At 62.4% G+C, this 19,713-nt stretch carries 19 protein-coding genes; 10 read left to right on the forward strand and 9 right to left on the reverse strand.

What is annotated here, in order from left to right; all coding sequences use genetic code 11:
* Positions 1-81: 81 nt before the first annotated feature.
* The 3 genes from QMB55_RS10995 (at position 82) to QMB55_RS11005 (ending at position 3,950) form a co-directional block, all read left to right on the forward strand.
* Positions 82-1,980: a sulfatase-like hydrolase/transferase gene (locus tag QMB55_RS10995; protein ID WP_497588749.1), complete on the forward strand. Its 1,899-nt coding sequence runs from the start codon at positions 82-84 to the stop codon at positions 1,978-1,980.
* Between the two features lie 156 nt (positions 1,981-2,136).
* Positions 2,137-2,751 carry a protein kinase family protein gene (locus tag QMB55_RS11000; protein ID WP_497588750.1) on the forward strand — a complete coding sequence of 205 codons (615 nt, stop codon included), beginning with the start codon at positions 2,137-2,139 and terminating at the stop codon, positions 2,749-2,751.
* 2 nt (positions 2,752-2,753) lie between these two features.
* Positions 2,754-3,950, forward strand: a complete 1,197-nt coding sequence (locus tag QMB55_RS11005) for an O-antigen ligase family protein (RefSeq protein ID WP_497588751.1) — start codon at positions 2,754-2,756, stop codon at positions 3,948-3,950.
* A gap of 19 nt (positions 3,951-3,969) precedes the next feature.
* Here QMB55_RS11005 and QMB55_RS11010 read toward each other — a convergent pair whose 3' ends face one another.
* The 8 genes from QMB55_RS11010 to QMB55_RS11045 all read right to left on the reverse strand — a co-directional run bounded on the left by QMB55_RS11010 (position 3,970) and on the right by QMB55_RS11045 (position 12,886).
* Positions 3,970-4,839 (reverse strand): glycosyltransferase, encoded by an 870-nt coding sequence (locus QMB55_RS11010; protein WP_497588752.1) that lies wholly within the window; start codon positions 4,837-4,839, stop codon positions 3,970-3,972.
* Between the two features lie 10 nt (positions 4,840-4,849).
* Positions 4,850-6,016 (reverse strand): glycosyltransferase, encoded by a 1,167-nt coding sequence (locus QMB55_RS11015; protein ID WP_497588753.1) that lies wholly within the window; start codon positions 6,014-6,016, stop codon positions 4,850-4,852.
* A 192-nt stretch (positions 6,017-6,208) separates the two neighbouring features.
* Positions 6,209-7,312, reverse strand: coding sequence for a CgeB family protein (locus QMB55_RS11020; RefSeq protein WP_497588754.1), 1,104 nt, complete (start codon positions 7,310-7,312; stop codon positions 6,209-6,211).
* Positions 7,294-8,352 (reverse strand): glycosyltransferase family 9 protein, encoded by a 1,059-nt coding sequence (locus tag QMB55_RS11025; protein WP_497588755.1) that lies wholly within the window; start codon positions 8,350-8,352, stop codon positions 7,294-7,296. Before QMB55_RS11025 ends, QMB55_RS11020 begins: the two co-directional genes overlap by 19 nt.
* Complete coding sequence (locus tag QMB55_RS11030; RefSeq protein ID WP_497588756.1) at positions 8,349-9,491, reverse strand: glycosyltransferase; 1,143 nt, start codon at positions 9,489-9,491, stop codon at positions 8,349-8,351. Before QMB55_RS11030 ends, QMB55_RS11025 begins: the two co-directional genes overlap by 4 nt.
* Positions 9,492-9,494: 3 nt before the next feature.
* Entirely contained in the window at positions 9,495-11,243 is a 1,749-nt protein-coding gene (locus QMB55_RS11035; RefSeq protein ID WP_497588757.1) for a carbamoyltransferase family protein, read from the reverse strand.
* An 88-nt stretch (positions 11,244-11,331) separates the two neighbouring features.
* Positions 11,332-11,988: a lipopolysaccharide kinase InaA family protein gene (locus QMB55_RS11040; RefSeq protein WP_497588758.1), complete on the reverse strand. Its 657-nt coding sequence runs from the start codon at positions 11,986-11,988 to the stop codon at positions 11,332-11,334.
* Between the two features lie 10 nt (positions 11,989-11,998).
* Positions 11,999-12,886 (reverse strand): lysophospholipid acyltransferase family protein, encoded by an 888-nt coding sequence (locus QMB55_RS11045; RefSeq protein WP_497588759.1) that lies wholly within the window; start codon positions 12,884-12,886, stop codon positions 11,999-12,001.
* Between the two features lie 251 nt (positions 12,887-13,137).
* Here QMB55_RS11045 and dapF point away from each other — a divergent pair, with 251 nt between their 5' ends.
* Genes dapF through xerC form a run of 3 tightly spaced genes read left to right on the forward strand, consistent with a single transcriptional unit; the run spans position 13,138 to position 15,581 of the window.
* On the forward strand, positions 13,138-13,968 hold the full coding sequence (gene dapF / locus QMB55_RS11050) for a diaminopimelate epimerase (RefSeq protein WP_497588760.1): 831 nt from the start codon (positions 13,138-13,140) through the stop codon (positions 13,966-13,968).
* Positions 13,965-14,618: a DUF484 family protein gene (locus QMB55_RS11055; RefSeq protein ID WP_497588761.1), complete on the forward strand. Its 654-nt coding sequence runs from the start codon at positions 13,965-13,967 to the stop codon at positions 14,616-14,618. Before dapF ends, QMB55_RS11055 begins: the two co-directional genes overlap by 4 nt.
* Before the next feature lie 18 nt (positions 14,619-14,636).
* Complete coding sequence (gene xerC, locus QMB55_RS11060) at positions 14,637-15,581, forward strand: tyrosine recombinase XerC (RefSeq protein ID WP_497588762.1); 945 nt, start codon at positions 14,637-14,639, stop codon at positions 15,579-15,581.
* A gap of 65 nt (positions 15,582-15,646) precedes the next feature.
* Here the strand turns inward: xerC and msrB are convergent, their stop codons facing one another.
* Complete coding sequence (msrB, locus tag QMB55_RS11065; protein ID WP_497588763.1) at positions 15,647-16,138, reverse strand: peptide-methionine (R)-S-oxide reductase MsrB; 492 nt, start codon at positions 16,136-16,138, stop codon at positions 15,647-15,649.
* A 150-nt stretch (positions 16,139-16,288) separates the two neighbouring features.
* On the opposite strand from msrB, the gene QMB55_RS11070 reads away from it, so the two are divergent.
* The 4 genes from QMB55_RS11070 (at position 16,289) to hslV (ending at position 19,690) form a co-directional block, all read left to right on the forward strand.
* On the forward strand, positions 16,289-16,726 hold the full coding sequence (locus tag QMB55_RS11070; RefSeq protein WP_497588764.1) for a Fur family transcriptional regulator: 438 nt from the start codon (positions 16,289-16,291) through the stop codon (positions 16,724-16,726).
* Positions 16,716-17,699 carry a CobW family GTP-binding protein gene (locus QMB55_RS11075; protein ID WP_497588765.1) on the forward strand — a complete coding sequence of 328 codons (984 nt, stop codon included), beginning with the start codon at positions 16,716-16,718 and terminating at the stop codon, positions 17,697-17,699. The genes QMB55_RS11070 and QMB55_RS11075 overlap by 11 nt, the downstream gene beginning before the upstream one ends.
* Before the next feature lie 196 nt (positions 17,700-17,895).
* Positions 17,896-19,083 carry an STAS domain-containing protein gene (locus QMB55_RS11080; protein ID WP_497588766.1) on the forward strand — a complete coding sequence of 396 codons (1,188 nt, stop codon included), beginning with the start codon at positions 17,896-17,898 and terminating at the stop codon, positions 19,081-19,083.
* Between the two features lie 70 nt (positions 19,084-19,153).
* The gene (hslV, locus tag QMB55_RS11085) at positions 19,154-19,690 is read left to right on the forward strand and encodes an ATP-dependent protease subunit HslV (RefSeq protein WP_497588767.1); all 537 of its coding nucleotides are present in this window, start codon (positions 19,154-19,156) and stop codon (positions 19,688-19,690) included.
* Positions 19,691-19,713: the final 23 nt, after the last annotated feature.

The following is a 19,713-nucleotide window of genomic DNA, read 5'->3' on the forward strand; positions in this document are numbered from 1 at the left end:
GCGCGCGGTCGAAGGACGAAGGTCTGTGGTCTACTTTGCCGCGCACGCATCCGATTTACCTCTCTTTCCCGGAGGTTTTCCTTGTTTTCGGTTCAACAGTTTCGCCGCGTTCTCGCTTATTTTTTCCTGTTGACGTATTTCGTCCTGTTGACGATTACTTGGGACGGTATCGATTTCTCTGCTGCGCGGACGGATGGGCCACTGGCCTTTGGGTTTGTCATCGCGGTTTGGCTGTCGTACGGAGTGATCTATCTTCTGCCCGCGCTTTTGTTGTTCTGGACTGTTGAGCGTTTGGTGAACCGCGGTCGAACCGCTGCGCGCACCACGCTTCTCTATCCTTGGGCGGTGTTCTGTAGTGGCGCGACAACCCTGTTTTTCTATGCCAACGCCAAGCTGTTTACGCTCTACGGTTTTTTCATCAACAGTTTCGTCATCAATCTGGTGACAACGCCTGGCGGCGTCGAATCACTCGGTGCCAGTACGGCCTCCAACCTGACTTTCGCGGCCATTGCCCTCGGTTTCTTTGTGCTCCAGGCTGGGTTGCTGTTTGTGGTGGCGCGTCTGTTCCAGGTCTTCGGCGAGCCCCACTGGGTGCCGCGTCGTCTTTTTTCTGGGCTGATGGTGATCTTTGCAGTGATGACCGTCGGCGAGCGTATGGTCTATGCCTACGGAACCGCGACCGGGGTGACCAGCATCAGCGCCTTGACCGTGACCGTGCCTTACTATCTGGGGATGACGGCACGGACCCTGCTCTCAAAGGTAGGCGTCAAGGTCGATCGCAAAAAGGAACTTGCCGTTAGCAGCGGTGCGCTCAACTACCCGCTCAATCCGCTCGTCGTCGAGAAGCCCGCCAAGCCGCTCAACATCGTTTGGCTGGTTGCGGAATCGCTGCGTTGGGATATGCTCGACGCCGAAGTCATGCCGAGTACTTGGAATTTCGCCAAAGGCGCAACGCGGTTTACGCGGCATTTCAGCGGTGGTAACGGTACGCGCGTCGGGGTGTTTACGATGTTTTCCGGGATTCCCGGTAATTACTGGTTTCCGATGCTTGCCGAACGGCGGGGCGCTCCGATCATCGACGTGCTGAAGGCGCAGAATTATCAGATGAGCCTTTATACCAGCGCCAAATTTTCCTACCCAGAGTTCGATGCGACGATTTTTAGCCAGTTGCCGTCGGAAATCCTTCATGAGGCGCCAGGGGCTGCCCAAGGATGGGAAAACGATCGTATCAACGTCGGCAAGATGCTCGACTTCATCGGCAAGCGTGACCGTGGCCGGCCATTCTTTACCTTCATGTTTTTCGAGTCGCCGCACGCGCGTTACTACTTCCCTCCGGAAAGTGTGATCCGAACTCCGTACCCGGACGACATCAATTACTTTACGCTGAGTCGTGAACAACTTTCCGTTCAGGCGCCGTTGATCAAAAACCGTTACTACAATTCGGTGCATCACCTCGATAGCCAGTTCAAGCGGGTGTTCGACTATCTTAAGCAGGAGCAGCTTCTCGACAGCACCGTCGTGATCGTACTTGGCGACCACGGCGAGGAATTCATGGAAAAAGGGCGCTGGGGACACAACTCAAGCTTTGTCGACGAGCAGGTTCGGACGCCGTTTGTGTTGTGGGTCCCAGGCATGAGTCCTCGCGTTTACGAGGGAATGTCCAATCATATGGACGTGGTGCCAACCGTCATGCCTTTACTTGGCGTCAAAAATCCAAAACGTGATTACACGACGGGCGTTGATCTGCTCACCGATGAGATTCGCGAATATTCGGTGCTGGCCGAATGGTCGAGCACGGCCTACATCGATAACGAAGTCAAAATTTCGATGTCCTCGACTCAAAATCCGCGAGTGACCACGGCTGATGATCAGGTGCTTTCGGCCAAAGAGCAAGATGAATGGTTCGCCAAGAAAACACGAGCCTTAGCCGCGATGATGGAAGAGTTGGGACGCTATATTTCAAAACAGAAAACGAAATAGTCTGTATCCAGAGACTTTTGGGGATAGGTTTTCCGGGAGATGGCAGATGCTACTCCCAGCGTAGAGGGGAGCGAGAAAGCAGAACCGGACATTGCTGAGCCCAGAGGATGGTGCAGGGATGAGCGTGGGACTACAGCTTTTGACGAGGGCGAATCCTTGAATAAATTAGACCAGACTGAATTCGAGGCTTTGACCGACGGGGCCGAGGTCTTAGAGAGCGATGCTTACGGGCCGAAAATTTATCGGCTGCGCAATGGCTGGATGCTGAAAATATTTCGCCTTAAGCGCTGGTTTTCATCGGCCTTACTCTTTCCTTATTCGCGTCGCTTTGTTCGAAACTGTCGCCGTTTAAAGTTGCTAGGCGTGCCCTGCCCAGAAACCACGACGCTTTATCGTGTTCCACATCTGTCGCGCGAGGCGCTTCTGTACCGGCCGCTTGCAGGCGAAACGTTGCGCAGTTTGATTCGAAACGGGATGGATGCCGACGCTGCCCGGACGATGCGGATCGAATTGGCCGATTTCATCAATCGATTGCATGCCAGTGGCGTGCTGTTCCGTTCGTTGCATCTTGGGAATATTGTCCGTACGCCTTCCGGGGACTACGGACTGATTGACGTTGCTGACATGGCGATTTTTATGCGTCCGCTTTTCGCTTGGCAAAGAACGAGAAATTTCGCTCACCTCACTCGCTACACTGAAGATGCTGCCTGGCTGGAAACCGATGGCGACTTTGTCTTTTTATGCGCAAACCGTAGGGGATCATTGGAGTAACGATGGGGAATCAAGAAGCGCCAGAGGTGAGTGAAGGGCGTTGGGTCCAACGCGTTTTGTCCATACTCCCTCTGCCGATGTTTTTCGGCCTGGCATCGCTGTTACTCGGTTTGTTGTTTCTCGAGGAGCGAGGTGATTACGCGCGAGTTTTTTATCTGACCCTTTTGGCGCCGACTTTACTGCTGATAATTTTGCAGCCTTCGATAGCTGTGACGACATTCCGTCAGCCGCAGGCGCGTATGGCCGTGTCGTTTCTTGCGTATGTCACGCTCAGTGTCGTCGTTGGCGAGAGTTTTCGGGATGCAGCGTCCTTGCTCAGACTACCGGCTTATGTACTGGTTGTTTTCATTGCCGTGAGTTTTTTGGCGCTGACGCAGCACGATCGCTTGGCCGCGACGCTGCGCGGTACGGCCGTGCTGTCTGTTTTTCTCGCGCTATGGAATCTCTGGCTTTTTGCCGGAGGAAACCAGGAGCGCCTCATTGGCTTCGGAGTTTTGAGCAACCCGCTCTTGATCTCACATGCCTATGGTTTTTTCGCCGCAATCTGGCTGGGGTATCTGATGACTGGGGAGGGACGTGCCCGCTGGTGGGCTGTTGCGCCGCTCAGCGTTCTGGCGATCCTGTTGTACGAAACCGGGTCGCGCACGCCAATGCTGGCGTTACTGGCTTCCCTGGGGTGGGTGGTGGTACTGCGTCCACGCCGCCAAGTGCTGCTCGGCGGCGTAGCGCTGCTGGCTTTGGTGAGCGTTCTTTTTGCGCTCAATCCGGAGGCGATGTTGCAACGGGGGTTGTCATATCGGACGGAAATCTGGTCCGACGTCTGGCAGCAGTCGAAAGAAGCGCTGATCTGGGGGCACGGTTTAGATGCGGAGCTGCGCGTGCAGCTTTCCGATATCCCTTACCCGTTTAGTGACCCACACAACATGACCCTCTCGGTGCTTTATCGCTTGGGGCTGGTGGGGGTTGCGTTTTGGGGGGCGATGTATGCCACTTCATTATATGCAGCATGGAAGCACAAGAGGGATGACGCGGTCGTGATTTTTTCCGTTGCCGTTGTTTATGGTCTGATGGCGGGGATGACCGAGGGCGGTAGTTTCCTCTCCCGTCCAAAGGAGCACTGGTTGTTGATCTGGATTCCCTTGGCGCTGTTGAACGCCACCCTCCTACTTACCCAAAAAACCTCGGCACCTTCGCGCTGAGGCGTGCGTCATTCGACTCTTATTTCCCGGCTGGAGCGAAAGGATAACGCAGAAGGCTGGCAAAGGTTCTGCGGTTCCAGGCACGCAACGGGAGTTGAGCGAGCAACTCTTTGGCTAGCTTTCGATCGCGTCGAGACGCTTTGACCAGCATCGAATTGATGAACTTGAATTTGACGGTTTCGTAGGCTGGGTGGTCGCGGTAATCCTCGTAAATGCGCAGGATGGCTTCCGCCATGAAGCGGATGTTCTTGTGTGAATTCGTCGTGTGGATGCGGTAGCGGGCGAGATCGGTGCCTAATGCGTCAACGTAATAACCCGCATGCGTGATCTTGAGCTGGATGTAGAGGTCTTCCAGCCGTATCTCAGGATTGAAACCGCCGACTTTTTCTAGCGCATCATGGCGGATCAGCATCGTCGGCGCCGGTGCCATCGGTTTCCTTTCCAGAAAAACGTCGTCAAAGTCGAGGCGCCGAAAACCGTCGCGTGCCGGGCGTTTGACGGCGTAGGGGGTGCCATCCGAATTCATCAGTTGGATGTTTCCGGCACAAATTCCGACCTCGGGTTTGTCCGCGACATGTGCCATTTGCAGAGCGATCCGCTCCGGCAGCATGATGTCGTCCGACCCGAAAGGGGCGATGAATTCGCCGCGGGCTCGGGCAATGGCGTCGTTCAGCGTGCGTGTCAGCCCGATGTTGCGTTGGGTGCGGAAGTCGAAGCCATGGCTCGCCTGCAGAGCGGCGATGCGCGCTACACTATCGTCGCTCGAACCGTCATCAATGACCAAAAGTTCGATGTGCGGATAGGTTTGGCGAAGAACGCTCTGAATCGATTCTTCGATGTACGGGCCATGGTTGTATGAGGCGATGATGACGGTGACGAGGTTCTGCATCGAAGTGGGCTTAGGTGCGGTGAGAAGAAGCTTGTTTTCCCCGGGCGAGGACTTGGCGCGTCAAGCGGAGATAGGCAGCGCGGTAGTCCGCGATTCCATGGTTGGCACGGACGTATTGATAGGCCTGTTCGCCCAGTTCGGTTAAGGCTTCTGGGGGTTTTGCGAGGTAGCACGAGAGGGCCTTGGCCAAGGCGTCAGTATCCGACGGTGGGACGCAAAGTCCCCCGGCCGCCCGAATGGTCGGTGCCATCGCAGGAATGTCGGATCCGATAATCGGTCGTCGTCCCGACATGCCTTCGAGTAGGGCTAAGCTGAAGCCTTCGCTCAAAGACGGTATAGCGAGGATGTCAAAGGCCCTGATATATTGTTTTGCTCGAGTGCGCCAGCCGAGAAGGTGGATGCGTTGCGCAAGGTCGTGGCGCGCGATTTCTGCTTTAAGGCTTTCTGCTTCTCTGCCGTCGCCAATGATCGCTAGGTGAGCATCGGGATGCGCGGGGGCGATTTGTGCGAAAGCGCGAATCAGATGGATGTGCCCCTTGACCGGCACTAGCCTGCCGATTGTGCCGACGATGCGCGCGGCAGCGGGAAGTTCTAGCGCTTGCCGGGCGTCCTTGCGCTCAAGGAACATTTTTTCGAGCGTTTCGATGTCGAGTGCGTTGAAGATCGCCGTCGTGTTTTCTGCCGTGAAACCGCACGCTTGCTGAATTAGATGCTCGCGCACGGCAGAGGAGACGCCAACGAAATGCCATCTGTTGTCGATGCTTAGGCGCGCGTGCAGCTTGCGCCACAGCGTCTTGTATTCGCCGAAGCCGTGAGACACCCCGATGCAGGCCGGTATGTGCAGCTTTTTATTGAGAGCCATCATGAGACTGACCGGTTTGTAGCGGTGGCAGATGACGACGTCGAATTTTTCTTGAGCGCAATAGTCGAGCAGGGTGCGTTTTACGCTAAGTCGGAGCCCTTTGAGCGCGGCCTCAGGGAAACGGAAATACCGGACATGTTCTGCCAAACTCTGAGGTTGGCCGTTGACCGGTTCGCCTCGAAGATACGCAGAAGTGACCTCGAATTCGTTGCGCGGGAACGCAGCAACGATTTGTTCCGCGAGTTCCTCTGGGTCGTGCGAGCGGTCGTGGCATTCGAAGATGAGTTGTAAAACTTTGATGCGGTGATGAGGCATGGTGTGATCTCAAACGTGACGATGCAGCGTAATCCGGGTGGTCGTCAGCAGCCGTGAGGTGAATTCAGCGGCGCGAAAGTCGCGAAAAAATCAGCACGTTGAAGACGGGCTTTTACTGCCGCAACGTGCGCTGAAATTCATCTGACCTCGTTAGTGTTGTCCATTGCTCAATACGGGAGAGCGAGCTGACGACTAGGTGATGCGGTTAGCGGACGGAGCGGCGAGGTTCGCGCCGACGCCCGGTGAGGAATGAATGTGCATAAGGCCGTCTGACAGGCGTGTCTTCCAAGTGTGTTTCTTGTTGAACGCGAGGGCGCCAGTACGCGCGATCCGCTCCCGCTCCTCGTCGTGCGCCAGATAATAGCGTACCTTGTCGGCGAATTCGTCCGACGAGCGGAAGGTCTCCAGTTCTTCTCCAACCGAAAAAAGCTCGGCGATCTCCGGGCAGTGGTCGGTCAGCAGGAAGCAGCCGGCGGCCAGGGCTTCAAAGATGCGCAGGTTGACGCCGGTTTCGGCACCGTAGAAGTCGGTGCGCGTGATGTTGAGGACGATCTTGGCGCTGCCCAGCAGGGAGTGCAACTCTTTGCCCCAGACTGGGCGGTCATCAATGCGCGCGTTGAGCGGAGCGGAGATGAGCGGCGCGTTGCGCTCCCAGCGATTGCCGCGCACGGTGATGTGGTCGCGGATGGCTTCAAGCAGAAAGATGCGACGCAAGTCGCCGCTGCCGACGAAGAGAACCTCGTGCGTTTTCGGACCCTCGTTCGTTGGGATCGGTTTTGCACCGAAGGGCAGGTGCACGGCATCGAGCCCGCGCGTGTCCTTGAAAAAGCGCGTGGTGACTTTGGAGAAGGAAAAGATGCGGTCGTAGACCGGAAGCTCCTGCTCGATGAAGAAAATAAACTCGCGTCGCCGGCTGTAGAGATTGCAGCTGTCAGTGTCGTAAAGCAGCAGGTGCGTGCCCTGGCGGTCGGCGAGGCGGCGCAAGACTGTGGGGGAGAAGAACTTGTAGATGAAGCCGATGACGAGAATGACATCCGGTTGGCTGCGGGCAATCAGTGTCGCAAGCGCGCTCTCGTCGAGTCGCGGCAGGCAGTAGAAACCGTCGCGGTGAGCATGCCGATCTAGCGCTTTGCTCAAGGCCGAGCGGAGCCCGTAGAAGGTTCGGGTGCGTTGTTTCAGGCAGTCGAAATGGATGCTCGTGTGGCCGAGTTCCTCGAGCGCCTCGGCGATTTCAAGGCCGAGCGGGACGCCGGAGATCCCGTCGAGGATCAGGAAATTCAATTTTTGGTCGGACATGTCAATGCTTCAAGCGCGGCAAGGATCGTTCCAGTTCGGACGAAAGGTCGCCAGTGCGCTTTGCCTCGCCAGTGCAGGGTTAGCCAAGGGCCGACGACCCGGCCCGGTCCCCAGTCGGGGCGCCAATGAAACCGAGGATTGTTCTTGCGATAAATGGTGACCACTGGAACGCCAAGGAAAGAGGCCAGGTGGCCGTTGCCGGAGTCGTTGGCGATTAACGCACCCGACTCGTAGATGAAGGCCGCGAGCTCGCCGATATCATCAAAGCGCGGCAGCGAGTAACGCCCACCGATCTTCGCTTGCCAATCCTGATGGCGGGCTGGGGCGACGACGAATACGGGGGTGTAGCCGTGTTGTTCGAGGGTATGGGCCAGGCGCAGGAAACCTTCTGGTGACCAATCCTTCTTCTCTGCGTTGGCCGAGTCTGGGCTCAGGACGATGCGGCGCGGATGACGGCGGAAGGCGTGCTCCGCAGGCGGGAGGATGGGCACCTGGCGTTGTGTTCGGGTTAGCCCCATCTTGTTGCGCATGAAGTCGAGGCAGATGTCGACCACGCTCTCTCCGTCAAATTTGCGGTAGCGAATGGCGCCACTGCCGCCAAGCAGTGGGGCGATTTCGGCATAAGCCGCGGGCGTGCAGCGGGCGCTGAGCGTGGCACGGAGGTCGTGTTGCCAGTCCTGCGGTGCGCGCAGGCATATGAGCTGCCATTTGCTTTTAAGGTCCGCCAAGCTTTCCGCAGTCAGAGCGTCGCGCAAAGGTTGCGGCGGGCTCATGAGCACGAGGTCATAGCCGGAGAGGGCTTGATCAAGCGCGTCGAGGGGCGGATGCGGCTGGATGTCCAGGTCCGGTAGCCATCCCCGCAGCTGGTAAGCGAGCGAGCCGAAATAGGTGACGCGATAACCGTTGAGGGCGAGGTTGTGCGCCATCATCAGATAGAGCAGGCCGTCGCCGAGCGAACTGAATGCGACGAGGGCGATGCGCGCGATGCCCCGCGCCATCGGCGGCGGGACGGTCTCAGGGGGTGTTGCGGACGGGGTCATGCCGACGGCAATACTGCGGCAACAGCCGGGAGCGAGAAAAAGCGGCGCCGAGCGGCCGTGTCAGAGAAGCATTGTTCGAGGCGGCAGTGGACCGCGATGTTGGCGGCTTCATTGTCGGCGCGGGCGGCGGAGTCGGTGGCTCCAGCGTCGGCGAAGAAAGCGACGAGGCGTGTCGCCAGTTCGTCGCTGTTACCGAGCGCGAACAGGTGCGCCGGGTCGGCGACGACCTCGGGGGCGCCGCCGCAGTCGGTGGCAAAAATCGGCACGTCGGCGGCCATCGCTTCGAGCAGGACCATGCCGAAGGGTTCGTGATCCGAACTCAGGACGAAGAGATCGAAGGCGCGGAAATAGCGACGCACATCGGGCACCTGGCCGAGGAAGCGCACGCCGTCGGCGATGCCGAGTGCGCTCGCCAGCACCTTGAGTTCGGCTTCCAGCGGGCCGCTGCCGGCGATCGCCAGCAGCGTTCCGGGGGGCAGTTGGGCTCGGGCTTGAGCGAAGCCGCGCAGCAGAGTGGCTTGGTCCTTGTCGGGGTGCAGGCGGCCGACGTTGGCGATGACTTTTGCTTCGGCAGGCAGGTCGAGCGTCGCGCGCGCCTCTTCTCGGGTGACGAGTGTGGCGCGGACGGCGGCGACGTCGATCCGGTTGTGCAGGGTCTGGATCTTGTCTTCCGGCCATCCGGGCAGGCAGCGTCGGATGTCGTCGCGCACCGCGTCGGAGACGCCGAGCAGCGTCAGGCGGCGGCGGAAGGCGCCGACGAACCAGCGCCGCGGCGCGCGCAGGTAGCCGCCGAAGGCATGGTGCACGCCGATCACCGGGAGTTTGGTCGCCAGGCAGGCGATGTAGATCGGTTTGAAACGGTGGGCGATGACCAGCGCGACATCGCGGTCGGCGATCAGCCCGCGCAGGGCGCGGATGGCGTCGAGCTTGAGTCCGCGCACTTGCCGACTGGAGTAGTCGAGGAACACCACTTCGTCCGACGCCGACTCGAGGCGCGCTTTGTCGCTGGGTTTTCCGGTCAGATAGACGGTCAGCACCTTGTACGGGCCGCCCGCGAAGAGCGCGGCGTACTGGCGCGCGACGTCGAGGAAGGGGCCGTAATGGCAATGACAGAATTGAACGACCCAGCGTTCGGCCATGGCTCAGGCTCCTGCTTCAGGTTTGGCTTTGGCGACCAGGATGTCCTCCATCACCAGGTATTCGAGGTCGGAGCCGTAGAACATGTTGAGCGCGTCGGTCGGCGAGCAGATCATCGGCTCGCCGCGGCGGTTGAGCGAAGTGTTGAGCACAACGCCGTTGCCGGTGAGTTTTTCCAGTTCGACCATCAGGTCGTAATAGCGTGGGTTGTGCTTGCGTTCGAGCACTTGGGCGCGCGAGGTGCCGTCTTCGTGAACGACTTCGGGCACTCGTTCCTTCCAGCCTTCCGCGACTTCGAAGGTGAAGGTCATGAACGGCGCCGGGTGGTCGCTACCAAGCATCTGCGGGCCGACGCGGTCGATCATGCTCGGGCAGAAAGGACGCCAGCGTTCGCGGAACTTGATCTGTTCGTTGATCCGGTCGGCGATACCAGGCGCGCTCGGGCAGCCGAGGATCGAACGGCCACCGAGGGCGCGCGGGCCGAATTCCATGCGCCCGTGGAACCAGGCGACCGGGTTCCCGTCGGCCAGAATCTGCGCGACCTGCTGCGGCACGTTCTCCAGGCGGGTCCATTGGGGCTGCGACGGATGGCGTGCGCACGCTGCGATGACGTCTTCATTGCTGTAAGACGGCCCGAGATAGACGTGTTCCATCTTCTCGACCGGGACGCCGCGCTCGACTGAAACGTAGGCCGCCGCGCCGACCGCCGTGCCGGCATCGCCTGAGGCCGGCTGGACGAAGAGTTCCTTGAGGTCGGGGCGGGCGATGATCTTCTGGTTGAGCTTGACGTTGAGCGCACCGCCACCCGAGAAAGCGAGCTTGCCGGTCTCGCGCAGGAGGTCGCCGAGGTAATGCTCGATCATCTGGAGAGCGAGGTCCTCGAACAGCTTCTGCATGCTCGCGGCGTAGTGGATGTAGGGGTCGTCGGCGATGTCGCCGACCCGCTTCGGCCCGAGCCAGTCGATGAGTTTGGGCGAGAAGTAGTAGCCCTTGCCTTTTTCCTTGTAGCGGCGGAAGCCGATGACGTTGGCGTAGTCGGTGTTAACGATCAGCTCGCCGTTCTCGAACTTGGCGAGGCGTGAGAAATCGTACTTGGCCGCATCACCGTAAGGGGCCATGCCCATGACCTTGTACTCGCCGTCGAGCATCTCGAAACCGAGGTATTCGGTGATCGCGCCGTACAGGCCGCCGAGCGAGTCAGGATCGTAGAATTCCTTGATCTTGTGGATCTTGCCGTTCTCGCCGTAGCCGAAAAAAGTCGTCGCGTACTCGCCCTTGCCGTCGATGCCGACGATCGCGGTTTTCTCGCGGAAACCCGAGCAATGGTAGGCGCTCGCGGCGTGTGCGAGGTGGTGCTCGACCGGGACGATCTCGACTTTCTTCAGGTCGAAGCCAAGCTGGATCAGGCACCACTCGATGCGCTTCTTGTAGCGGTAGTAGCGGCGGTTGCCGGCGAAGATCGCATCGAGCGCGCGGTCCGGCGCGTAGTAGTAGCGCTTGGCGTAGTGCCAGCGCGCCTTCTCGAAAATGCTGATCGGGGCGTAGGGGATGGCCACCACGTCGACGTCGGCGGGCTTGATCCCGGCCTGTGCCAGACAGAATTTCGCCGCCTCGTAGGGCATGCGGCCCTTGGCGTGCTTGTCGCGCACGAAGCGCTCTTCTTCGGCCGCCGCCGCCAGCTTGCCGTCGATGTACAGTGCCGCCGAAGGGTCGTGCGTCAGGGCGCCGGAGAGTCCAAGTATCGTGAGGGCCAAGTCTGTTTCCTCTGGCTAAGTCGTTGAAAAAATGGCGTCCGCCAACGGGCGCTAGTATACCCTCGGCGGCGCGTGTGCGCCGCCTCAATCAGCGTCCGTGCAGCGAATTCCTATGCGTTTGGAGTAGGGTTTGCCAGTCCTCGGGTGACCACAGGGCCTGGCGCCGGGCCAATTGCCCGAGGTCGCGGCGCGCGGCGAGGCTGCGGCTGGGCTGGCGGCGCATCGACTCGAGGTCGATGAGGGCGATTTCCGGCGCGCCGGAAATGGGCCAGCGCAGCATCAGGTGTTTGTCGTAGAGCGCGCGGTGCTGCAAGCGGGCGCGGTGCAGGCGACCGATCAATTCGCCTGCGGCGACGGCTACGGCGTGACGTTGCTCGGCGTCGAGCGCCGGCAGGGTGTCGAGCGAACGGTAAGCGTACAACTCGCGTGTGACGAGCACGGCTTCGAGCCCTTCGGCGCTGTGCCGTTGGCCATAGAAGACCGGTTCCGGCGCACCGATGGCGAGCGCGCGCAAGCGCAGCAGATTGTCGTATTCGCGTTTGGCCGTCGGATGCCGGAAGGGCGGTCGCGGCGACCAGTAACGATGATTGCTCTGGCGCTTAACGTAGAACAAGGCGTCACCGATACGCACGCGCAGCATTCCGCTCCAGCCGTCGCGTCGCCGGTTGGGCGGTTCGACCCAGTCGCCGGCAATGGTCCACCAGCCTTCGAAGGTGTCGGGCACAGCGGCGGGAGGCGTATTCATCGAAAATCGTTCAGTAGGGTTTGGCGACGCCCGGCGGGCGCGTTTTGAAGCGGCGGTGTACCCAGTAATATTGCTCGGGCATGGTGCGCGCGACGCTTTCGATCCAGGCGTTCATGCGCGCGGTGTCGGCCTCGACGTCCTCGCTCGGGTAATCGATCCAGGGCGCGCCGAATTCGACGGCGTAACCCTGGTCGCCAGGCAGCATGCGGGTGATGCAGGGAATGACGGCGGCGCTGGCCGCCTTGGCGAGGCGCGGCAGCCCGGTGATGGTGGCGGCGGGAATGCCGAAGAAGGGAACGAAGATCGAATCGCGCCGGCGACCGTTCAGGTCGGGCAGGTAGTAGAACGGGCGTCCGCTCTTCATGGCCTTGACCGTGGCGCGTGCGCCGTCTTGGCGCGAGAGCAGTTGTTGGTCGCCAAAGCGAGTACGGCCGGCGTAGAGCAGGCGGTTGAAGACCGGGTTGGCTTGCGCGGCGTAGATGCTGACGATGTCAAAACGCATCGTCACCGCGACGCCGCCGGCGTCGAGGCCGAGGAAGTGCGGCGCGAGCAGGATGATCGGGCGGCTTTCGGCGCGCAGGGCCTGGACGTGTTCCTCGCCGTCGACGCGGATCAGGCGGCGCAGGCGTTCTTCGCTGCCCCACCAGAAGATGGCACGTTCGACGAGGCTGCGGCCGAGGCAGGCGAAGTGCTCGCGCACCAGGGCCCGGCGGTCGTTCTGGCTGAGTTCCGGGAAACACCAGTCAATGTTGAGCGTGGCGATCCGCCGCCGTCGGGCCGCGCAGGCGAAGATCAGCCGGCCGACGCCACGGCCGATCGGTGCGAGCACGGAAAGGGGCAGAAAATGCAGCAGCCAGAGCAGCGCGGCCAGGGGGTAACTGTAGAGACGACTGAACATGTTGACGTGGGTGGGCGGAAGCGGGCGGCGTGGGCGCCGGACGATGGCGATCCCCGTGGCGCAAGATGGCGCATTTTAGGGCCATTCGGAGTGGGCGCCAAATCGCCGCGCGGCCGCTGGCAGGCTCGGACACGGAGGGCTGCACGTCAGGGTGACGGTGGGGGGGCGAAGGACTCTATAATGGGCGCGACTGGTCCATGACGTTCGGGGCGCTCGAGGGCCCCGAAGCAACAACGCAAAGAACGCAAACGATGAAACTTCACTTTACTAAGATGCAGGGGCTCGGCAACGACTTCGTCGTGCTCGACGGCGTGCGCCAGCGCATCGACCTTTCGCCTGCGCAGCTGCGCTTCCTCGCCGACCGCAAGTTCGGCATCGGTTGCGACCAGATCCTGCTGGTCGAGGCTGCGCCGCGGGCGGATGTCGATTTTCGCTATCGCATCTTCAACGCCGACGGCGGCGAGGTCGAGCAGTGCGGCAACGGCGCACGCTGTTTTGCGCGTTTCGTCGTCGAGCAAGGGCTCACCGATAAGCGCGAAATCCGGGTTGAGACGCAGCGCGGGACGATCGTTCCGCGCCTCGAGGACGACGGACGGGTGTGTGTCGATATGGGCGTTCCCGAGTTCGCGCCCGAGAGGATTCCTTTCCGCGGCGACGCCGGACGCATCGTGCAGACGCTCGACGTCGACGGCGAGGCGGTCGAGATTACCGCCGTCTCGATGGGCAACCCGCATGCGGTCCAGGTCGTTGCCGACCTCAATGCTGCGCCGGTCCTGGCGCAAGGCGCGAAGATCGAGGCGCATTCCGCCTTTCCGCAGCGCGTCAATGCCGGTTTCATGCAGATCGTGGGGCGCGACCGGATTCGCCTGCGCGTTTTCGAGCGCGGCGTCGGCGAAACCCTGGCCTGCGGCACCGGCGCTTGCGCGGCCGTGGTCGCCGGCATTGCACGCGGACTTTTGGATTCGCCGGTGCGCGTCGAGACGCGCGGCGGCGAACTCGACATCGCCTGGTCCGGACCCGGTACGCCGGTGTTCATGCGCGGGCCGGCGGTCACCGTTTTTTCGGGAGAAATCGAACTATGAAATCCGAGGACGTTGCGCTGTATCTGCAGTCGAATCCCCAGTTTTTCGAAGAGCACGCCGAACTCATTTCGCGCATGGTCATCCCGCACCCGCACGGCGGGCGGACGATCTCGATCACCGAACGGCAGATGCTCAGCCTGCGCGAAAAGAACCGGCAGCTCGAAGGCAAGATGGGTGAGCTTTTGCAGTTCGGCGAAGAAAACGACGCGATCGGCGAGAAGATGCACCGCCTGTGCGTTGGATTGGCCGCAGCGGCTTCGTTCCAGGCCGTCCTGCATACGCTGAATTTCCACCTGCGCGACGATTTCTCGATCCCGCACGTGGCCTTGCGCTTGTGGGAGTGCCCCGAAGGGCGCGAGGAGCTGCCCGAGTTCGCCGAGGTCAGCGCCGAACTGCTCGGCTTTGCCGAGACGTTGACCGAGCCGTATTGCGGCTCGACCTCGGGGTTCGAGACCTCCTCGTGGTTCGGCGACGCGGCGCGCCACGTGCGTTCGCAGGCGCTGATCGCCTTGCGTCGGGGCGGCGGCACCATGGGCCTGCTGGCGATCGGCAGCGAGGACGTGCAACGCTTCTACGCCGGCATGGGCACCTTGTACCTCGAGCGCCTGGGCGAGCTGGCTTCGGCGGCGCTGGCCCGCGTTCTGCGCTGAAAAGGCGCGATTTCCGCGATGACCGACGCCGAGCTTGTCACCGCCTATCTGGCGGAGCTGGCTGAGCAGCGTCGGGTTTCCCCGCACACTCTGGCGGCGTACCGCCGCGACCTGGCGACCCTGGCCGAGGTGTCTGCCGAAACGGCCCCTGGCATGGGGTATTCGGCCCTCGAAAGCCATCACTTCCGGCGCTTCGTCGGTCGCCTGCATGCCCAGGGCTTGAGCGGCCGTTCGCTGGCCCGGCTGCTCTCCGCCTGGCGCGGGTTTTTCCGCTGGCTGGGCCGACGCGGCATCCTGCGCGGTAATCCGCTCGACGGCCTGCGTCCGCCGAAAACGCCCAAGGCCTTGCCGCGCGCGCTGTCGCCGGACGAGGCGGCGCGCCTGCTCGAGACGAAACCTGGTGGCGAGAACGAAGCGGCGCAAGTGCTGCGCGACCAGGCGATGTTCGAACTCTTCTATTCCTCGGGTTTGCGTCTGGCGGAGCTGGTGGCGCTCGACCTCGACGCGCTCGAGGATGCGCTCGCGGGCGAGATCCGCGTCCTCGGCAAACGCGCCAAAGAACGCCTCATCCCGGTCGGCCGTCAGGCCCGCGCGGCGCTCGCCGCCTGGGCCGAGCGTCGCGCTGAGCTGGCCGCCGAGACGGAGCCGGCGCTCTTCGTCGGCCAGCGCGGACGGCGCATCCATCCGCGCGTCGTCGAAGCCCGGCTGGCGCAGCGCGCGCAGGCCCAGGGCTTGCCGACCCACGTGCATCCGCACATGTTGCGGCACTCGTTCGCCTCACACGTCCTGCAGTCGTCGGGGGACCTGCGCGCCGTGCAGGAGATGCTCGGCCATGCCAGCATCGCCTCGACGCAGGTCTATACCCACCTCGATTTCCAGCACCTGGCCAAGGCCTACGACGCTGCCCACCCCCGCGCCAAGCGGCGCAAAAGCGAAACCGGCAGCGAGCCCCCAACCAAGTAAGACGTGTGGCCGGAAGGCTGGGCGTAAGGCAGGACGCGCCCCGCAGCCAGGCTGGAGGCCAGTGTTTACGCGCCCTCTGGTGGTATGGGCGGCACGGAGCGAGGCGGCGGCAGGGCTTCGCCCTCGGGGATAAAGCGCAAGGCCAGACCGTTGTTGCAATAACGCTGCCCGCTCGGCGCCGGGCCGTCGTCGAACACGTGCCCCTGATGGCCGCCGCAGTGCGCACAGTGGTATTCGACGCGCGCCTGGGCGAGCCGGTGGTCGGGCTTGGTGGCGACGGCGCCGGGCAAGGCTTGCCAGAAGCTGGGCCAGCCGGTGCCGCTGTCGTATTTGCGGGTGCTGGCAAACAGCGGGGTGTTGCAGGCGGCGCAGACGTAAGTCCCGGCGCGTTTCTCGCGATTGAGGGGGCTGCTGCCCGGCGCTTCCGTGCCTTCTTCAAAGAGCACCCGGCAGGCGTCGGGCGAGAGCGCGTTCGGCGGTTCGGGGACGCACGTCGGGCTGGCCGCGCGATGCAGGTTGCGGAGGTGGTCGATGAGGACGCGGTGGGCGAGGGGCATGGGCTTCTCCTTGGTCGATTGTGTTTGGGCCGCGCACTGGCCGTTTGGTTCGGGGCGGTTGCTGCCCGGCAGGGGGCGTGGTTTAATCGCCCGGCTTTAAATCCAGCCCTCAGATTCCTCACTGCTTTGAATCCTGTGCCTCCGAAAGACTTGCCCCGCGCGCTTGGCGACGCTCTGGCGAGCGAACTCATCCGCCGCACCGGCGCCCGTGCCACGCCGGCGCGGGTGCGTGTACTGCAGCTGCTGCGCGCGGCCCCCGCGCCGCTGACCCATCACGAGATCGAGCAGACCCTTGGCGCACCGGCGATCGACCGGGTGACGCTCTACCGCGTCCTCGACTGGCTGGCCGCGAGCGGGCTGGCGCACAAGAATTCGGATGCCGCGCGGGTCTTCCGTTTTTCCGCGGCGAGCGTCGGCGAGCACGCAACGCATGTGCATTTCCGCTGCGAGATCTGCGGTGGAGTTTTCTGCCTCGATGCACCGGCGCCGCTGCCGCCGCAATTGCCGCCGGGCTTTGTCCTGGCGCGCATGGATTTTGATTTGCGCGGCCGTTGCGCCGTCTGCGCGGAGCGCGACCATGACCGTTAAAACGCCTATTCCGGCGACGATCCTTACCGGCTTTCTCGGCAGCGGTAAGACCACGTTGCTCAACCGCATTCTGAGCGAAGCGCACGGCGAGAAAATCGCCGTCATCGAGAACGAGTTCGGCGAGGTCGGCATCGACAACGAACTCCTGCTCGTCGGCGAAGAACAGATCGTCGAGATGAACAACGGCTGCATCTGCTGCACGGTGCGCGGCGACCTGGTGCGCATCCTCGGCGAACTGGCCGCGCGCCGCGCCGCGGGAGAACTCGATTTCGAGCGCGTGGTGATCGAAACGACCGGACTGGCCGACCCCGGCCCGGTGGCGCAGACCTTCTTTCTCGATGAAGCGGTGGCCCGCAACTACGTGCTCGACGCCGTGCTGGTCACCGTCGATGCCGTGCATGCCATGCGCCAGCTCGACGCCCATGCGCAGGCTCAGGCGCAGGTCGGCTTTGCCGACCTGCTGCTGCTGACCAAGACCGACCTCGTCGCCGAGGACGAGGCGCGCGCGCTTGCCGCCCGACTGGCGGCGATCAACCCGCGCGCCGCGCAACGCGAGGCCCGTTTCGGCAGCGTCCCGATCGCTGAACTGCTCGACCTGCGCGGCTTTAATCTCGACGCCGTCCTCGAAGTGGCGCCCGCTTTTCTGGCCGGAGGGCACACGCATCACCACCGCGACCGCGTCTCTTCCTACGTCTTCCGCGCCGAACAGCCTTTTGATGGTGAACGCTTGCAGGACTTCCTGGCTGCGCTGATCCGGGTCTATGGCCCGGACCTGATGCGCTACAAAGGCGTGCTCTCAGTGGCAGGGGTGCCGGCGCGGGTCATCTTGCAAGGCGTGCACGAATTGCTCGGCAGCTCGAGCGGTGCCGCGTGGGGCGCGGACGAGGCGCGCAGCAGCACTTTGGTGTTCATCGGCCGTGATTTGCCGCACGAAATCATCGAGCAGGGTTTGCGTCAGAGTCTGCAGCGTTAGGTGACGATTATTTTCTACCGGGCGACCGGGGGCGGGGAATCGTCGCCTGAGTTGAGGTTGTCGCCGGTGTCGGAGTGCCGGTACAGAAGGCTCTTGCGGCCCGGCTGCAGGGGGCTATGGAATTGCCTTGCTGTCAGGCATGTGTTAAAAGCCATACAGGGCGCGTTCTCTTTTCGCGCGCTGGATTCTTCCGTTCATGGTCTTTTCATTCTTCAAAAAACCTGAAGTAATCGTTGCCAAGCCGGCGGCCAAGCCGGGGGGAGCAGCACGTCCGCTCAACGGCAGCGAGCCGGTAGAAGACGTCGGCATGGCGAGCGAGCCAGCCAAAGACCTCGAGTCCTCGCAGTCCGGCCTGAGCGACTTCGTGTTCAGCGAAAGCGCGCCGCAGTTTCATCTTGAGCCGGAGATTGATCCGGTCGATGCTGACGCCCAGGAAGCCGCGATCCTCTTTGCCAACGCTCAGGACAGCGCCGCGCGCACCGTTCTCGAAAACGCCGTGCGTCACCATGTCGGCGCGTCGAGCGAACGGCTGTGGCGGATGCTCTTCGACCTTTACCACCTGCTCGGCGATCAGGTCGCCTTCGAGGCCTTGAGCGTCGATTACGCGCGCGCTTTCGAAAAATCACCCCCCGCCTGGCGTTCCGCTCCGTCGGCTCCGAAGCCGGCTGCGCCGAGTGCCGGCAGCACCCTGTTCAAGGGTGAGCTGTGCGGCGACAACCTCGCCGGCTTTGCCGAGCTCGAACGGGCCGCGGCGGGCAAGCGCCAGTTGCGCCTCGACCTTTCGCGCGTGCGGCGCTTTGACGCCGCCGGCTGCGGGCAACTGCTCGCGGCGCTACAGCGCTTGCGCAAGGGCGGATGCAGCATCGAGTTGCTGGGCCGGGATGCGCTGGGCGCGCTGCTGGCCGGCAGCGTCGTGCCCGGGCGGGCCGAAGATCAGGAATGCTGGCTGCTTCAGTTGGAGCTCTTTCAGCAACGAGGCGAGAGCGAGGCGTTCGAAAACCTGGCGATCGACTATGCGGTGACCTTCGAGGTTTCGCCGCCGTCCTGGGAGGCGGCCCGGGTTGCCGCCCCCGAAGTCGCCAAGGCGGCGGTTGCGGAGCGCGACAACACTGGGCCCGAGGCCTATGTGCTTGAAGGCGAATACAAGGGCGTCCGCTTCGCCGACCTGGGCGCTTACGCCGAGACGCACGACCCGGTGCTGATCGATTGCGTGGGCTTGAAGCGCATCGATTTTGTCAGTGCCGGCGCTTTGCTCAATGTCCTCACCGGCGTGCGCAGCAAAGGGCGGCAGATCGTCTTTCACCAACCGCACCATCTGGCGGCGGAACTTTTCGGCGTGGTCGGCCTGCACGCCGTGGCGAGCATCGTTTTCGCCCAGCGCTGAGTGCCGCTGGCCTGCCTCGCGGGCCAGGGTGCAGGCGTGACGCAGGCCGACTCAACCCGCAGGAGCATGCATGGAGCAATATCACGGCACGACCATCCTTTCGGTGCGACGCGGAAAACGCGTGGCGATGGGCGGCGACGGGCAGGTCACGCTCGGTAACATCGTCGTCAAAGCCAGCGCGCGCAAGGTTCGGCGCATCCACCACGGGCGCATTCTGGCGGGGTTCGCGGGCGGTACTGCCGACGCCTTTACCCTGTTCGAGCGTTTCGAGGCCAAACTCGACAAGCATCAGGGCCACTTGTTGCGCTCAGCGGTCGAGTTGGCCAAGGATTGGCGCAGCGATCGCGCCCTGCGTCGGCTCGAGGCCATGCTTTCGGTCGCCGATGCCGAGAATTCGTTGATCATCACCGGCAATGGCGACGTGCTCGAACCCGAGTACGGGGTCGTGGCGATCGGTTCGGGCGGCGCCTACGCGCTGTCGGCGGCGCGGGCCCTGGTCGAGAACACCGAGCTTGACCCAGAGGCCATCGTGCGCAAGTCGCTGGCCATCGCCGGCGACCTCTGCGTCTATACCAACCACAATTTCACGCTCGAAACGCTCGACTGATCCGGCGGTTGCCTGCCGTCGGC

The sequence above is a fragment of the Propionivibrio sp. genome (assembly GCF_041441355.1).
GTDB lineage: Bacteria > Pseudomonadota > Gammaproteobacteria > Burkholderiales > Rhodocyclaceae > Propionivibrio.

What these genes read in the sequence shown, in the direction of transcription:
- QMB55_RS11005 (WP_497588751.1), top strand. Translation starts at nt 2,754, where the DNA reads ATGGGGAATCAAGAAGCGCCAGAGGTGAGTGAAGGGCGTTGGGTCCAA.
- QMB55_RS11010 (WP_497588752.1), bottom strand. Translation starts at nt 4,839, where the DNA reads ATGCAGAACCTCGTCACCGTCATCATCGCCTCATACAACCATGGCCCG.
- QMB55_RS11015 (WP_497588753.1), bottom strand. Translation starts at nt 6,016, where the DNA reads ATGCCTCATCACCGCATCAAAGTTTTACAACTCATCTTCGAATGCCAC.
- QMB55_RS11020 (WP_497588754.1), bottom strand. Translation starts at nt 7,312, where the DNA reads ATGTCCGACCAAAAATTGAATTTCCTGATCCTCGACGGGATCTCCGGC.
- QMB55_RS11025 (WP_497588755.1), bottom strand. Translation starts at nt 8,352, where the DNA reads ATGACCCCGTCCGCAACACCCCCTGAGACCGTCCCGCCGCCGATGGCG.
- QMB55_RS11030 (WP_497588756.1), bottom strand. Translation starts at nt 9,491, where the DNA reads ATGGCCGAACGCTGGGTCGTTCAATTCTGTCATTGCCATTACGGCCCC.
- QMB55_RS11040 (WP_497588758.1), bottom strand. Translation starts at nt 11,988, where the DNA reads ATGAATACGCCTCCCGCCGCTGTGCCCGACACCTTCGAAGGCTGGTGG.
- QMB55_RS11045 (WP_497588759.1), bottom strand. Translation starts at nt 12,886, where the DNA reads ATGTTCAGTCGTCTCTACAGTTACCCCCTGGCCGCGCTGCTCTGGCTG.
- dapF (WP_497588760.1), top strand. Translation starts at nt 13,138, where the DNA reads ATGAAACTTCACTTTACTAAGATGCAGGGGCTCGGCAACGACTTCGTC.
- QMB55_RS11055 (WP_497588761.1), top strand. Translation starts at nt 13,965, where the DNA reads ATGAAATCCGAGGACGTTGCGCTGTATCTGCAGTCGAATCCCCAGTTT.
- xerC (WP_497588762.1), top strand. Translation starts at nt 14,637, where the DNA reads ATGACCGACGCCGAGCTTGTCACCGCCTATCTGGCGGAGCTGGCTGAG.
- msrB (WP_497588763.1), bottom strand. Translation starts at nt 16,138, where the DNA reads ATGCCCCTCGCCCACCGCGTCCTCATCGACCACCTCCGCAACCTGCAT.
- QMB55_RS11075 (WP_497588765.1), top strand. Translation starts at nt 16,716, where the DNA reads ATGACCGTTAAAACGCCTATTCCGGCGACGATCCTTACCGGCTTTCTC.
- QMB55_RS11080 (WP_497588766.1), top strand. Translation starts at nt 17,896, where the DNA reads ATGGTCTTTTCATTCTTCAAAAAACCTGAAGTAATCGTTGCCAAGCCG.
- hslV (WP_497588767.1), top strand. Translation starts at nt 19,154, where the DNA reads ATGGAGCAATATCACGGCACGACCATCCTTTCGGTGCGACGCGGAAAA.